The sequence below is a fragment of the Bradyrhizobium sp. ORS 86 genome, from assembly GCF_045571475.1.
Lineage (GTDB): Bacteria > Pseudomonadota > Alphaproteobacteria > Rhizobiales > Xanthobacteraceae > Bradyrhizobium.
The window spans coordinates 1419778-1433584 of record NZ_CP120699.1; the positions used below are offsets into that span (position 1 = coordinate 1419778).

At 60.8% G+C, this 13807-nt stretch carries 13 protein-coding genes; 12 read left to right on the forward strand and 1 reads right to left on the reverse strand.

Features of this window, described 5'->3' with window-relative positions:
* Nucleotides 1-4 precede the first annotated feature (4 nt).
* From P6U25_RS06565 to P6U25_RS06615, 11 genes are all read left to right on the forward strand, one after another.
* Complete coding sequence (locus tag P6U25_RS06565; RefSeq protein ID WP_407150677.1) at nucleotides 5-2848, forward strand: 4Fe-4S dicluster domain-containing protein; 2844 nt, start codon at nucleotides 5-7, stop codon at nucleotides 2846-2848.
* Complete coding sequence (gene nrfD, locus P6U25_RS06570; protein WP_407150679.1) at nucleotides 2845-4230, forward strand: NrfD/PsrC family molybdoenzyme membrane anchor subunit; 1386 nt, start codon at nucleotides 2845-2847, stop codon at nucleotides 4228-4230. The genes P6U25_RS06565 and nrfD overlap by 4 nt, the downstream gene beginning before the upstream one ends.
* Nucleotides 4227-4748 (forward strand): DUF3341 domain-containing protein, encoded by a 522-nt coding sequence (locus tag P6U25_RS06575; protein ID WP_407150680.1) that lies wholly within the window; start codon nucleotides 4227-4229, stop codon nucleotides 4746-4748. Before nrfD ends, P6U25_RS06575 begins: the two co-directional genes overlap by 4 nt.
* Nucleotides 4745-5278, forward strand: coding sequence for a c-type cytochrome (locus P6U25_RS06580; RefSeq protein WP_407150682.1), 534 nt, complete (start codon nucleotides 4745-4747; stop codon nucleotides 5276-5278). The genes P6U25_RS06575 and P6U25_RS06580 overlap by 4 nt, the downstream gene beginning before the upstream one ends.
* A gap of 26 nt (nucleotides 5279-5304) precedes the next feature.
* Nucleotides 5305-6330 (forward strand): hypothetical protein, encoded by a 1026-nt coding sequence (locus P6U25_RS06585; protein ID WP_407150684.1) that lies wholly within the window; start codon nucleotides 5305-5307, stop codon nucleotides 6328-6330.
* Nucleotides 6320-6799, forward strand: coding sequence for a hypothetical protein (locus P6U25_RS06590; RefSeq protein WP_407150685.1), 480 nt, complete (start codon nucleotides 6320-6322; stop codon nucleotides 6797-6799). Before P6U25_RS06585 ends, P6U25_RS06590 begins: the two co-directional genes overlap by 11 nt.
* A gap of 122 nt (nucleotides 6800-6921) precedes the next feature.
* The gene (locus P6U25_RS06595) at nucleotides 6922-7596 is read left to right on the forward strand and encodes an SCO family protein (protein ID WP_407150687.1); all 675 of its coding nucleotides are present in this window, start codon (nucleotides 6922-6924) and stop codon (nucleotides 7594-7596) included.
* Nucleotides 7593-8552 carry a cytochrome c oxidase subunit II gene (gene coxB, locus P6U25_RS06600; protein WP_407150689.1) on the forward strand — a complete coding sequence of 320 codons (960 nt, stop codon included), beginning with the start codon at nucleotides 7593-7595 and terminating at the stop codon, nucleotides 8550-8552. Before P6U25_RS06595 ends, coxB begins: the two co-directional genes overlap by 4 nt.
* Entirely contained in the window at nucleotides 8549-10228 is a 1680-nt protein-coding gene (locus P6U25_RS06605; RefSeq protein WP_407150691.1) for a cbb3-type cytochrome c oxidase subunit I, read from the forward strand. Before coxB ends, P6U25_RS06605 begins: the two co-directional genes overlap by 4 nt.
* The gene (locus P6U25_RS06610; protein WP_407150692.1) at nucleotides 10225-10890 is read left to right on the forward strand and encodes a cytochrome c oxidase subunit 3; all 666 of its coding nucleotides are present in this window, start codon (nucleotides 10225-10227) and stop codon (nucleotides 10888-10890) included. Before P6U25_RS06605 ends, P6U25_RS06610 begins: the two co-directional genes overlap by 4 nt.
* Nucleotides 10887-11186 carry an oxidase gene (locus tag P6U25_RS06615; RefSeq protein WP_407150693.1) on the forward strand — a complete coding sequence of 100 codons (300 nt, stop codon included), beginning with the start codon at nucleotides 10887-10889 and terminating at the stop codon, nucleotides 11184-11186. The genes P6U25_RS06610 and P6U25_RS06615 overlap by 4 nt, the downstream gene beginning before the upstream one ends.
* 240 nt (nucleotides 11187-11426) lie before the next feature.
* On the opposite strand, the gene P6U25_RS06620 is transcribed toward P6U25_RS06615, so the two are convergent.
* On the reverse strand, nucleotides 11427-12254 hold the full coding sequence (locus tag P6U25_RS06620; protein WP_407150695.1) for a response regulator transcription factor: 828 nt from the start codon (nucleotides 12252-12254) through the stop codon (nucleotides 11427-11429).
* Between the two features lie 598 nt (nucleotides 12255-12852).
* Here P6U25_RS06620 and P6U25_RS06625 point away from each other — a divergent pair.
* Nucleotides 12853-13794, forward strand: a complete 942-nt coding sequence (locus tag P6U25_RS06625; RefSeq protein ID WP_407150696.1) for a glycosyltransferase family 2 protein — start codon at nucleotides 12853-12855, stop codon at nucleotides 13792-13794.
* The last annotated feature ends 13 nt before the right edge of the window (nucleotides 13795-13807 follow it).

Below are 13807 nucleotides of genomic sequence, written 5' to 3' on the forward strand. Positions count from 1 at the left end.
CGTTATGGAAGCCATTCGCGACATCAGGCATGAACCGCACGCGTTGAACTCCGCAATGGATCGCCGTGCCGCATTGAAATTGTTCATGACTGGCGTTGCGGCCACGCTGGCTTCCTGCGGCCGCCCGCCGGAGGAGATCGTGCCCTATGTCGAGATTCCCGAACGTGCAACGCCCGGGGTACCGCTGCGTTTCGCAAGCGCGTTGCCGTTAGCCGGTTATGGTCGCGGAGTGATTGTCACCTCGGTCGAGGGGCGGCCCATCAAGGTCGAAGGCAACCCGCGGCATCCAGCCAGCCTCGGCTCGACCGATCTCTACGGCGAGGCAACGGTGTTGTCGCTCTACGATCCGGACCGCTCAAAGGCACCCTATAGCGAGAACCGCACGCAGTCGTGGAGTGCGTTCGAAGCTGCGTTGCGCCCGCGGCTTGACCGGCATCACGCGGAGCAAGGGAAAGGACTGGTGGTCCTGACGCGGCGCATCACGTCGCCGAGCTGGCTTGCCCAGTTGGACGTCTTGAAGCGATCGATGCCGCAGATGAAGTGGTACCGCTACGAAGCGGTTGAAGACGATGCGATCCGCAACGGCGCGAAGATGGCGTTCGGCCGTCTCGCGACGCCGCTTCCACGCCTTTCCGATGTCCGCGTCATGCTCACGCTGGATAGTGATCCCATCGGCACGGGTCCCGAACAAATCAGCTATGCGCGCGGGATCGTCGACGCGCGCCGCCCGCAGGCGCCGGCGGACTCGCTGCGGCTCTATTCCGCCGAGCCGGACTGGAGCCTGACCGGGGCGCTGGCCGATCACCGCATCGCCCTTCCGCCTGAGTTGATCCGCAATGTGGCGATCGAAGTTGCCCGCGCGATGGGGGCGGGATTTGAGCCGGCTGACCTACCGGATGAGATCAAGGAATTTGCCGCAGCCGCGGCAGCAGATCTTCAGGCGCGGCGCGGTGCGGGCCTGGTGATGGCCGGACCGCGGCAACCGTCCGAGGTCCATGCGCTTTGTCACTGGATCAACGCGCAGCTACGAGCGCCGGTGGACTTCATCGCGCCTGTCGACCCCGTTACGGAGGGGCACACCGAGTCGCTGCGTAGTTTCGTTTCCGACGTGCGCGGGGGACATGTCGAGACGTTGATCATCGTTGACGCCAATCCTGTCTATGACGCTCCCGGCTCGCTCGGATTAGATGAAGCGATCAGGGCAGTACCTTTCAAAGCGCATTTTGGCGGGTACCGCGACGAAACCGCACAACTGTGCACGTGGCATCTTCCGCTTACGCATGTGCTGGAAAGCTGGTCCGACATCAGAGCCTACGACGGAACTGCGAGCATCATTCAGCCGCTGCTCATTCCGCTTTACGACAGCCGCGATCCGCATCAGGTGCTGGCAATGCTGCAGACAGAGGCCGGTCCGTCTACTCTCGATCTGGTTCGCAACCAGTGGACATCGGCTGCTTCCGGGAAAGACCGCGCGGTTTTGTGGCGACAAACTTTGCATGACGGCGTCGTCGCCAATTCGGCCTTCGCGAAGATTTCGCTGCCGTCGGTCAGCCTTCCCAAGGTCGCGCCAGCCACCGCCGCAGGGCGCTTTTCACTGGCGCTGGCCCCCGATCCTTCCGTGTTCGACGGAGCAATGGCCAACAACGCGTGGCTGCAGGAATGTCCAAAGCCATTCACCAGCCAAGTCTGGGGAAACGCATTGCACGTCGCGGAGTCCGATGCGCGCGAGCTCGGGCTTGGCGACGGCGAAGTCGTACAGCTCAAGCGCGGCGAAACGACACTCGAAGTGCCGGTCTTGATCAGTCACGGACAGGCGCCGGGTGTGCTGTCGACGACGCTTGGTTACGGTCGAAAGCATGCCGGGACAATCGGGTCCGGTGTCGGCTTCGACGTCTACCCCTGGCGCGACGCCGAGTCGCCGTGGCTGATCGACAACGTCACGGTTGTCAAAACCGCGCAACGAAGCGAAATATTGCAGACGCAACATTTCTTCGATCTGGAAGGCGAGGCAGAAACGTTGCAGCCGCGCCTGACGCTCGCGGACCTAGCCAGCGGTAATTTCCATTTCGAGCGACCGGGCAGCAACCCGCCGACGCTCTACCCGCCGGTGGAGGCCGACACTTACGAATGGGCCATGGCGATCGACGCTTCGGCCTGTATCGGTTGCAACGCCTGCGTCATGGCTTGTCAGGCGGAGAACAATATTCCGGTTGTTGGTCCCGACGAAATCGCCATGGGCCGCGACATGCATTGGATGCGGATTGACCATTACGTGGTCGACGGGCGTCCGGGCTTTAGTCCGACCCCCTGCATGCATTGCGAGCACGCACCCTGCGAGCCCGTCTGTCCGGTGGCGGCCTCGATTCACGATAGCGAGGGGTTGAACGTTCAGGTCTACAACCGTTGCGTCGGCACGCGCTTCTGTCAATCGAACTGTCCATACAAGGTCCGCCGTTTCAATTTCGCCGGTTACGCTGATGGCCAGGAGTACGGCAACCTCGGCGAGGATATCGTCAAGGCTGTCTTCAATCCGAACGTTACGGTCCGCAGCCGGGGCGTGATGGAGAAATGCACCTATTGCGTCCAGCGGATCAGCGTCGGCCGGCGTTCCGCCGAACGGGAAGGCCGCAGGCTTCGGGATGGTGAGGTGGTCACGGCCTGCCAAGCGGCGTGCCCCACCAAGGCGATCCATTTCGGAAACCTGTCCGATGCGAATTCACGCATCAATGCATTGCGTGCCGACCCGAGGAGTTATTCGCTTTTAGGTGAGCTCGGGACACGTCCGCGAACGACTTATCTGGCCCGTCTGCAAAACCCAAACCCGGACTATGGGAAGGCCCGCTCATGACCATGGCGCTGACCATCCCGGTGGAGAAATCGGCCGAACCAGAGCGATGGACACTGCCGGAGGCGCGCAGCCTGGAAGCCGTCAACGCAATCGTTGCGGCGCCCTTGCTGGAACCTTCGTCCTGGAGCTGGCGTGCATGGTGGATCGGCTTTTGCGCAAGTCTCGCGGCAACGATCGCATTTCTGGTCACGGTTTTTCTTATCTTCTCTCGCGGCATCGGCATCTGGGGTGTGAACTCGACAGTTGTGTGGGGCTTCGCCATCGCCGACTACGTCTGGTGGATCGGCATCGGCAATGCAGGGACCCTGATCTCCTCGATGTTGCTGCTGATGCGTCAAAGATGGCGGGCATCGACCAATCGCTTTGCCGAGGCGATGACGCTGTTTGCGGCGACCATCGCCGGAATTTTTCCCATTATTCACCTTGGACGGCCGCTCTATTTTTACTGGCTCACTCCTTATCCCAACACCATGCATGTCTGGCCGCAGTGGCGCAGCGCGCTGATCTGGGATTTCTGGGCGATCCTGAGCTACATCCTGTTCTCGATCCTGTTCTGGTATGTGGGCCTGATTCCGGATTTCGCGACGATGCGGGACCGGGCGCGGAAGCGGGGGCAGGCGGTCTTCTACGGAGTTCTCGCCCTTGGCTGGTGCGGCTCGTCGCGGCAGTGGCAAGTCTACGAGAAACTTCATCTCGCGCTCGCCTGCCTCGGCGTTCCCCTCGTCGTGTCGTTGCACAGCGTGGTCGGGATGGACTTTGCCGCCAGCCTGATGCCGGGCTGGCAGGAGACGATCTTCCCGCCGTATTTCGTGGTCGGTGCGATGTATTCCGGCTTTGCCATGGTCGCCTGTCTGGCGGCGCTGGTGCGGTGGGGTTTCCGCATGGAGGGACTGATCACTACGGAGCATTTCGATGTGATGGCCAAGATCATGCTGGCGGCATCGATCATCATGGGTCTGTCCTACGCCACCGAATGGTTCAATGCATGGTACGGAGGCGAGCGCGCGGATCGCAGCCTCGTTGTATTCGAATTCACGGGGCATTACGCGCCGATGTTCTGGGGACTTCTGCTCTGCAATGTGGCGATACCGCAGGCATTCTGGTGGGCAGGAATCCGCCGCAGCGTGGCCGCTGTCTTCGTCATCGCGGTCATCATCAACATCGGGATGTGGCTGGAGCGCATTCTGATCATCTGGAACACGCTGTCGCACGACTATCTGCCGAGCGCATGGCGAATGTTTCTTCCGACCGTCTGGGACTGGATGGTGACATTCGGTTCGCTCGGCCTGTTCGCGCTGATGTTTCTCCTCTTTGTGCGCATCATTCCGGTGGTCTCGATGCATGAGGTGAGAAAGCTCGTTGCGGAAGGGGAGCGGCCATGACGCAGTTGCTTCTGGCCGAGTTTGCGGATCAGCGGCGCTTCATCGAGGCGGCTCGCTTTGTCCACGACGCACCCTGGCGTGTGGTCGAGGCGTACACGCCTTATCCGCTCGAGGAGCTGCCGGTTGCACACAGTCATACGGAGAGCCGGATACGTCCGGTGATGTTCGCCGGCGGCGTTTTGACGGCGGCCCTGGCTTATGGCCTCGAATACTATTCGGCAGTCATCAATTATCCCTACGACAGTGGCGGGCGCCCACTGCACTCATGGCCGACTTTCATGCTGGTCCCGTTTGCGACCGGCATTCTCGTGGCCGCGATCTGCGGCTTCGTGACATTTCTGTTCGAGGCGCGGCTGCCCCATCTCAGCAATCCGCTGTTCGCCTCGGACGGCTTTCAAGGAGCGAGCCAGGACCGCTTCCTGCTGGCGGTCGAGTGTCGGGAGGATGGCAATCGATCGGCGGCAGCCGCAAAACTCGCGGACTTCGGTGCCATCGCGGTGCGGGAAATTGCGCGATGAAACGTAACGCCACAACGATCCTGGGGATCGCGGCATGCGCCGGTCTGCTTGCCGGCTGCGATCTGAGCATGACGGAGCAACGCAAGCTCACGACCTATGCACCGACCGCGCTGTGGCCGGATGGTACGACGGCGCGACCACTTCCGGATGGTGTGGTCGCGCAGGGCGATATCGAGCGCGCTGCGGCTGCCAAGGATCCGCCGCCCGTGACGGAGGCGCTGCTGGCGCGAGGGCGGGAGCGCTTTGGCGTCTTCTGTGCACCCTGTCACGGTCTTGCAGGTGACGGGGACGGTGTCATCGTCGCGCACGGATTTCCGGCGCCGCCATCCTACCACATCGATCGCCTTCTGGCCGCTCCGGCTCGGCACTTCTATGACGTCATTGGCAACGGCTATGGCGTGATGTTTTCCTACGCCGATCGCGTGCCGCCTCACGATCGGTGGGCGATCGCCGCCTATATCCGTGCCCTGCAATTGTCGCGGCGAACCAACGTCGCCGATGTACCCGATGTGAGGGAGCACGTCAGATGACCCCGCGCAGACGCGGCATCGCAGCATTGATCGGCGGCATCGCGGCGCTGCTCGGCATCGTCGGGGGCGCGATTGTTGATCCGGCGGCGGCCTCGGCGGGGTGGCTCGTCGGATTTGTGTTCTGGGCGCAGATCCTGGTGGGAAGCCTTTCCCTCATGATGGTTCATCGGCTGACATCCGGCGACTGGGGTGAGATCATTGCGCCCGCGACCGAACCCGCCGCAGCCGCCATACCGCTGCTTGTGCTTTTCGCGGTGCCGATCTTCGTGGCGATTCCGGCGTTGTATCCGTGGGCGCAGCAGCCGCCGACGGTGAAACCGGATGTGCTATCGCTCTATCTCAATCGTCCAGCCTTTGTCGCGCGCTCACTGGTGGCATTTGCCGGCTGGTCGGCATTGGCGCTTCTTCTTCCGCGAGCAGCCGGCGAGCGAGGTCAGCTCCTGGCGGCGTTCGGACTGGTGTTTCATGCCGCCATTATCAGCAGTGTTTCGATTGACTGGTATCTCTCGGTCGAGGCGCCCTTTGCCTCGTCGTCCTTCGGGGCAAGCGTTGCAGTTTCCTCGCTGGTCGCAGCGCTGGCCTGGGCTGCGGTGTGGATGCCGGCGGCCGACGACGAGCCGGCCGTCGGCGATGTCGGCGCGCTGCTGCTGGCGACAATTCTTGGTATCACCTACATCGACTTCATGGCTGTCCTCGTCATCTGGTATGGCGACCTTCCGCGCGAAGGAGCTTGGTTCGTGGCGCGAGCTCGCTTTCCCTGGACTGCGCTGGCGGTCGCAGCTTTCGCGCTTGGATCCCTGATCCCGACACTTGCGTTGATTCAGTCTCGGGTGCGGAACCGTCGGCGCCCGCTGCGGGCAGTCGGCCTTACGACGCTGGTTGGAATCGCGGCGAATGACGCGTATCTCATTGCGCCGCCGAAAGGCGTGGCTGCACTCGCGAGCGGATTGCTGGCGATCGTCGGCATCGGCCTCATCATTATCAGCGTGATCCCATTCCTTGCGCGGGGACAACCGCAGCCGTTCGCATGGGGGGCGCACGATGTCCGATGAGCGCCATCACATCCGCTACGTGCCCGAGTCGCCGAATGTTGGCATGGCTTTCGTAAGCTGGTCAGCGCTGGGCGCGCTGCTCTTGCTTGTCGTGTCGATCGGCGGCCTCTACGGCATCTACCACGCCGCTGCACCCCCCAGGGTTCTGCCGGGTCCTCAAGCTTTCCCCCAGCCGCGCGTAGATACCGCCGAGAGCGAGGAGCTGCGGCGCATCACCGATGCTCAGACCAAGACGCTCGAAACCTGGAAATGGGCGGATCAGCAACACTCGACGGTCCAAGTGCCGATCGAACGAGCCATGGAATTGCTCGTGAAGAAGGGTGACAGCGCCTATGAGCCGCTGTTGTCCTCGCCGCAGGCGACGCTGTCTGAACCGGCCGCTGCGGCCGAACGAACAACGATCCAGCAAGGACAATCACCTTCGGCTGCGCCCAACGGCGCACATCGGCAGCCGGAGCCGAGCAAATGAGAATATCCGTCACCCTTGTCCTGCTCTTGATCTGTGCGCCGCTCGCAGTATCGGCGCCGGCGAGGGCGGGGCTCGTTGATGCCGAGGTCAAGAAGGTCGAGGCGGCGCCCGCACCGAATGCAGTGCTGCCGCTCGACGTGAACCTGATCGACGAAGCGGGTCGCGCAGTGACGTTGCGCACAGTCATCGGCGGCTTGCCAACGGTGCTCGTCTTCGCGGACTACACCTGCCGAACGTTGTGCGGCCCCATCCTGGAATTCACCACTGCCGGCCTGGCGAAAACCGGTCTCAAGCCAGGTGCCGACTATCGCCTGGTCGCGATCGGTATCGATCCGAAGGACAAGCCGGCAGCAGCGCAGGCGATGCGCGCGCGCCACATCGACAATGGAAGCGCGATCAACGCGGCCGCGGTGTTTTTGACTGGCGGCGAAGTGGCCATCCGCGCCGTCACGCAAGCGGCCGGAATGCATTACTACTACGATGCGGAGCACGACCAATACGCCCATCCAGCGGCAGTCTATGTCGTTGATGGAAATGGAACGGTGCGGCGCGTCCTGTCGCCGCTTGGCCTTGACGGTGCTGATCTGCGGCTGGCCATCGTGGATGCCGGGCGAGGCGCGGTCGGCACTCTCGCCGATCGCATCCATCTGCTGTGTTACGGCTATGATCCGGTGAAGGGAATCTACACGGAGCGTATCACGAGCTTGCTCGCGTTCGCAGCAGGTATCACGTTGGTTGCTCTGCTGAGCGGCATTTCCCTGATGGCGATGCGTGAACGTCGGAGCTGGCCGCCGTGAATCTCGCCGAGTTCACCACCGCCGCTTCGGACTACGCCGCGCATGTCGATGCGCTGTTCATGCTCTTGTCGGTGGTCTCGGGAGCCGTGGTTGCGCTTGTCGCAGGGCTGATCACCTATTTCATGATTCGTTACCATAGAGGCTCGCGCGTGCCGCGCGGCGAGACGTCGGAACGCTCCGACCGGGAGATCGAGATCGGATGGACCGCGGCAACGTTCTTTACGTTCCTGTTCTTATTTTGGTGGGCGGCATCCCGCCAGCTATCGGCGCTTGCCACGCCCGAACCGGCCCTGGAGATTCATGTCGTCGCCAAGCAATGGATGTGGCGCATCCAGCATCCGAGCGGCGCGCGTGAAATCGACGAACTGCACGTGCCCGTCCATACCAATGTGCGGCTGATCATGACGTCGCAGGACGCGATCCATGATCTCTACCTTCCGGCGCTCCGGCTCAAGCAAGACGTCCTGCCGGACCGTTACACTTATCTTTCGTTCAATGCGACCAAGACCGGCGTTTTTCATCTGACGTGCGCGGAGTTTTGCGGCACCAATCATTCGGTGATGGCCGGGCGGCTCGTGGTCGTAACTCCGGAAGAATATTCGCGCTGGAACGCCGCGCTGCCGGAGGGAGACGACCTTGCTCATCAAGGCAAGGCATTGTTCGTTTCGTTGGGATGCTCTGGATGCCACACCCCGGGCTCGACCGTCCACGCGCCGGACCTGAAGGGTGTCTATGGGAGCACGGTTCAGCTTGCCGATGGCCGGACGGTCACCGCCGATGAAGCCTATTTGCGCGACTGTATTCTTCTGCCCGACAAAAACAGGGTGGCCGGCTTTCCGCCTTTGATGCCGAACTTCAGCGGCTCGGTCACCCCAGGGCAGGTGATCTCGCTGGTCGCGTACATCAAGTCACTTTCCGGCCAATCGACCGATACAGGGCAAGGAGCTCCGCCATGAGCGAGATGACATTGCCATATGCGCCAGGGCAAGAGCAGACGGCTACCAGCTATCTCGACGAGGGTCACACGGTGCGGTCGTGGCTGTTGACCACCGATCACAAGCGAATTGCCATTCTCTATGCGGTATCCATCACCTTCTTCTTCTTCATCGGCGGGATCGCGATCGGCCTGGTGCGGCTCGAGCTGATCAGCCCGACCGGCTGGTTCATGACCTCCGATGAGTACAATCGCGCGTTCAGCATTCATGGCATCATCATGGTGTGGTTTTTCCTGGTGCCGTCAATTCCCGCGACGATGGGCAACTTCGTACTGCCGATGATGATCGGCGCCCCGGACGTCGCCTTTCCGCGTCTCAACCTGTTGTCCTGGTACCTGTACCTGATCGGCGCCAGCTTTACGGTTTATGTGCTGCTGAGCGGAGGTGTCGACACCGGCTGGACTTTCTATCCGCCGTTCTCGTCCAATTATTCGCACTCGAGCGTTGTTCCGGCTGCGATCGGCGTATTCGTGGTCGGCTTCTCCTCGATCGCGACGGGTGTGAATTTCATGGCCACCATTCACCTGTTGCGCGCACCGGGTATGACATGGTTTCGCCTGCCGCTGTTCGCCTGGTCGATGTACGTCGTCAGCATGGTGATGGTGCTCGCCACGCCGGTCCTTGCCATGTCGCTGCTCCTGATCTGTGCGGAGCGGCTGTTCGGCCTCCCGATCTTCGACGCAAGCGTCGGCGGAGATCCGGTGCTGTTTCAGCACCTGTTCTGGTTCTACAGCCATCCTGCGGTGTACATCATGATATTGCCGGCAATGGGCGTCGTATCCGAGGTGTTCGCTTGCTTCGCCCGGAAGCGCGTATTTGGCTACGCCTTCATGGTCTATGCCTTGCTCGTGATCGGCGTGGTCGGCTTCATGGTGTGGGGACATCATATGTTCGTTGCCGGCCAATCGCCGCTCGCAAACCTGATCTTCTCGTTTCTATCCTTCATCGTGGCGGTGCCGTCGGCGATCAAGGTCTTCAATTGGACCGCGACGCTCTACCGGGGACAAATCGGCTTCGAAGCGCCCATGCTCTACGCGCTGGGCTTTCTGGGACTGTTCACCATCGGCGGCCTCACCGGACTGTTCCTTGCCTCCGTTCCGATCGATATCGCGACCACGGACTCCTATTTCGTGGTCGCGCATTTTCACACCATCATGGTCGGCGGGACAGTTTCCGCCTTTATGGCCGGCATTCACTATTGGTGGCCCAAGGTGACCGGGCGGCGCTACCACGAGTTTGCGGCTCAGCTTGCCGCCATCACCATGTTTCTCGGATTCAATCTGACCTTCATCCCGCAATTCATCATGGGTTGGCTCGGCATGCCCCGGCGCTACCATTTCTATCCGGATGTGTTTCAGGTCTGGCACGTGCTGTCGAGCGGCGGCGCGGCGATGCTCGCCGTCGCCTATCTTCTGCCGCTCGCATACCTCGGGTGGTCACTGTTCAAAGGCGACCGCGCCGGGGACAATCCGTGGGGTGCGACGGGCCTCGAATGGCAGACGCCGTCGCCGCCCCCGAAGCAGAATTTTCTGCGACCGCCGCGGGTCACTTCTGCGCCTTATCAGTACCACGACGCGGGCCGTACGCGCGAGGAAGGCGAACAGGCGCCGATCGCGGGCCAGGAGGGCGCGCGATGACGACCGAGCTGACCGGCGCCTTGCGGGAGTCGGCCTTGCGGGAGTCGGCCTTGCAGGAGCCTTGGCCCGACCTCCGCTTGCAGCGCGAAGCGGTCGGTCTCGGCATGTGGCTCTTCCTCGCTAGTGAGGTCCTGTTCTTTGCAGCGTTGTTCTGCAGTTACGCGGTCTATCGGAGCTTCAACCCCGAGGCATTTCGGATTGCAGCGGCGCACACAGAGATCGTATATGGCTCCGTCAACACGGCACTCTTGCTGACCTCGAGCCTCACCATGACGATCGCGCTGCGCGCAGCGACTGTCCGACTGCGGCGGCTGACGCTCGTCTGTCTCGGTGCAACGGCCTTGCTCGGCGTCGCGTTCCTGGTCACAAAGGGTCTCGAATATCGTGCTGATATCGACGAGCATCTGGTTCCTGGACCTGGCTTCCCTCTAAAGCCTCCTGCCACCGCGATTTTTTGGGGTCTTTACTGGATCATGACGGGTATCCACGCCATCCATCTGACAGCCGGCGTCGGGGTCGTCATCGTGGTCATGACGCTGTTTTGGCGCGAGACCATTCCGGTGCAGGGCTCAACCATGGAGGGTGTCGCGATCTATTGGCACTTCGTGGATACGGTCTGGATATTCCTTTTTCCCTTGATCTATCTGGCTGGTCGATCATGAGCGAAACATCAGATGACCATGGCATTCCTTGGCGTGGGCCCGTGCTGGCATGGGCCGCGCTGCTCGGTCTAGCGGCCATCAGTCTCGGTTCGGCCTACCTGCCGCTCGGCCCCGGCAACCTTGTGATCAATCTCACGATTGCGGTGGTGATGACCATTGTACTTGCGGTTTTCCTGATGGATTTGAAGAGCGCGACGATGCTGGTGCGCGTCGTCGCGATCGCCGGCGTGTTCTGGATGATCTTCATGTTCGCGTTGACTTTCAGCGACTACCTGTCCCGAAGCCCGGGGGAGTGAGCCCAGGGCTGACAGGACCGAGCTTGGAGCACGCGAGGTCTGGCGCCGACGTTTGCTCCCCAATGTCATCGGCGGCCAGAGCCGCGCAGGTCGTGGCCGTTGCCACCGATATCCGTAGCCACTGGGGAAAAGGCTCCGCCGGTCAGCGAGGACCGGGTGAAGAACGAGCGCGAGGCGCTCCAGGCAACGAACTTGGCTTGCGCGCGCGCCCCACTTCAGCGGTGCGCCCACGGAGTCGGGCTATTGCTGGCCCACCTTGGCACGACCAGCGATGAAGGAATCATCGATCGCCGGATCGAGCCGATTGAATCCCAGGGGGTGATCTTCGTCGCCCGCAACGTGCTCGTTAAGCAGCGCAGAAATGTCGTGCCGCGACTCGTGCGTGCTATCGAGAAGCCTGTTGTTGAGCGCCCAGATTGCTGCCTGGGTACGATTGCTCGTGCCTATCTTGCGAAAAATCGCCTTGACGTGCGCCTTGACGGTCGGCTCGGCAATCTTGAAGAACCGCGCAACATGTTTGTTGGAATCGCCTCGGACAATTCGTTCCAGGATTGCAATTTCTCGCGCGGACAACAGTTTTGAGGCGTGCAGTGTGCCCTCCGTATCCCAAGGAGTGGCATTTTGAGTTGGCGGCGATAGCCGTTCGTCGATCCTTGGCTGGACGATCGTCAGTGGCCAGAGGCGGCCATCGATAACGATGAGATGCTCGTCCGTAATAGCGTGCAGGCAGTTGACAAGAGCGTTCGGCGCGACCGAATTAAAAAGAGCTGCATTCACGCCCGCATCGAGCGCACTTGCCAAATAATCGGGGCTGCGTTCGTCACCAACCGCTACAATGAAGGAAAGCGGATACAGATCGCGAATGCGTTTGAAAATCTGATCATGCTTCCGTCCAACCCCGACGATGAACAGGCTGGGCTCGTCACTGGGAATCGTGTTGAGCTCGTCGAGCTCAAATCCCCATCCTTGTGGAGAAAAGCGCGTTCTCGACAGGATAAGCCGGAGACCTTCGCGAAAGAATCCATCAATTTGGAGGATGAACGTTGGTACTATCGCGGCGCTCGACATGTCCTAATATCCTCACGCAACCAACAACGAGTCCGATCGGGTATTTCAGGAACGGGCAATTGTTTTTGATATTTTTGGGAGCGAGGAAATCCGGGATTTAACCGCGCTCCAATAACATAAGATAAACCCCGACCTCGAACACGATTTTTTCAAGTTTGAAGCACATTAGAAATATTTGTCGAGAAGGAGGCGCCACGGGCGATTGCCGGCTCAGACGAAGTAGTCACGCGGTATCACGTTGGAAACCAAACGTGCTTTATCGAGTTGGCTTTAAGGTGGAACTTTGTCCTGAGCGACCTAAGGGTTCCACCGGATCGTCCTGACAGCAGCCTCAAGATGAGATTATTTCGCGGAGCAATCTCTGGGCGCCCGAAACCTTCGGAGGTGTGCTCGGGAGCTGCCTGAACCGCTTCCAACATTCTACCGCTTCGAGTCGATGACGATTTTCAGTTGTTCCGATCCAGAATACTGGAGATCAAATCACATTCTTCGCGCGGGTTAGTTCGAGTTCACGATTGTCTCTGGGGGCGGTCACCAGAATAATCACGATCCGAAACCGCGCGCCCATAGTTGCGGCCAGTAGCCGTGGAAAACCCGCGTGATCACCAAGCCGAAGCCGTCCATCACTGTCGTGATACCCTTGTACAACAAGGCAGACTGCATTCTGAGAACGTTGCGGTCAGCAATTCGTCAGACTGACGTCGATTTTGAACTCATAGTCGTTGACGACGGATCGGCCGACGACAGCGCGACGTTGGTCAAGGCGGCTGGCTTGCCGCATCTCCAGTTGATCGAGCAACCGAATGCGGGAGTTTCGGCCGCGCGGAATCGCGGGATTCGAGCTGCACGAGGCGAATGGGTCGCGCTCCTTGATGCAGATGATTTGTGGTCGCACGACCACCTCGCAAGCCTTTGGCACGCGGTCGAAGGCAGCGATGCGATTGCAGTCTTCAGTAACCTGCAACTGGAGAGTAGAGCAGGCCGTCTCCTGATTGCTCCGAACGTTTCGGCGCAGAGGGTCGACGACTATTTTTCGTTCGCGCTCTCCAATGGCTCGTATCCAGCCAGCTCAAGCTCGATCATGATCCGCAGGGACGAACTGTTGGCGGCGGGGCCGTTCGCCGAGGGCATCTCGACGGGCGAAGATATCGACATGTGGTGCAGACTCGCGTGCCGGGGCTCCTTTTTCTATAGCGCCGTACCATCTGCGACGTACAATGACGCGACCTCGCCGTCGCTCTGCGGGAACCGCACCAGGATATCGCGGCCGCTTTTCGCAGAGCGCTTGCCGCAGTTGATGCGAGATCATATCGTTCCGGCGCGTTTGCATGAGAGCAGCAGGCGGTATGCCAATTTCCTCATGCTGGAACACGCGCGCCAGCTATTGGATGCAGGGCAATACGAAGCGGCGCGGGCCGTTCTCCTTAACGACTGCGTTCCATCGTATGACTTGAGGCGCTTTCTCAAGCGATTGGCAAGGACAACGATTGTCGGACAAACACTGTTTGGGTTAAGGCAAATGACTGCCAGTCGGATCTGACCAACCGACAAGC

Bases quoted from the DNA above. Each gene is read 5' to 3' on its own strand.
- P6U25_RS06565 (WP_407150677.1), top strand. From the start codon at position 5: ATGGAAGCCATTCGCGACATCAGGCATGAACCGCACGCGTTGAACTCC.
- nrfD (WP_407150679.1), top strand. From the start codon at position 2,845: ATGACCATGGCGCTGACCATCCCGGTGGAGAAATCGGCCGAACCAGAG.
- P6U25_RS06575 (WP_407150680.1), top strand. From the start codon at position 4,227: ATGACGCAGTTGCTTCTGGCCGAGTTTGCGGATCAGCGGCGCTTCATC.
- P6U25_RS06580 (WP_407150682.1), top strand. From the start codon at position 4,745: ATGAAACGTAACGCCACAACGATCCTGGGGATCGCGGCATGCGCCGGT.
- P6U25_RS06590 (WP_407150685.1), top strand. From the start codon at position 6,320: ATGTCCGATGAGCGCCATCACATCCGCTACGTGCCCGAGTCGCCGAAT.
- P6U25_RS06605 (WP_407150691.1), top strand. From the start codon at position 8,549: ATGAGCGAGATGACATTGCCATATGCGCCAGGGCAAGAGCAGACGGCT.
- P6U25_RS06610 (WP_407150692.1), top strand. From the start codon at position 10,225: ATGACGACCGAGCTGACCGGCGCCTTGCGGGAGTCGGCCTTGCGGGAG.
- P6U25_RS06615 (WP_407150693.1), top strand. From the start codon at position 10,887: ATGAGCGAAACATCAGATGACCATGGCATTCCTTGGCGTGGGCCCGTG.
- P6U25_RS06620 (WP_407150695.1), bottom strand. From the start codon at position 12,254: ATGTCGAGCGCCGCGATAGTACCAACGTTCATCCTCCAAATTGATGGA.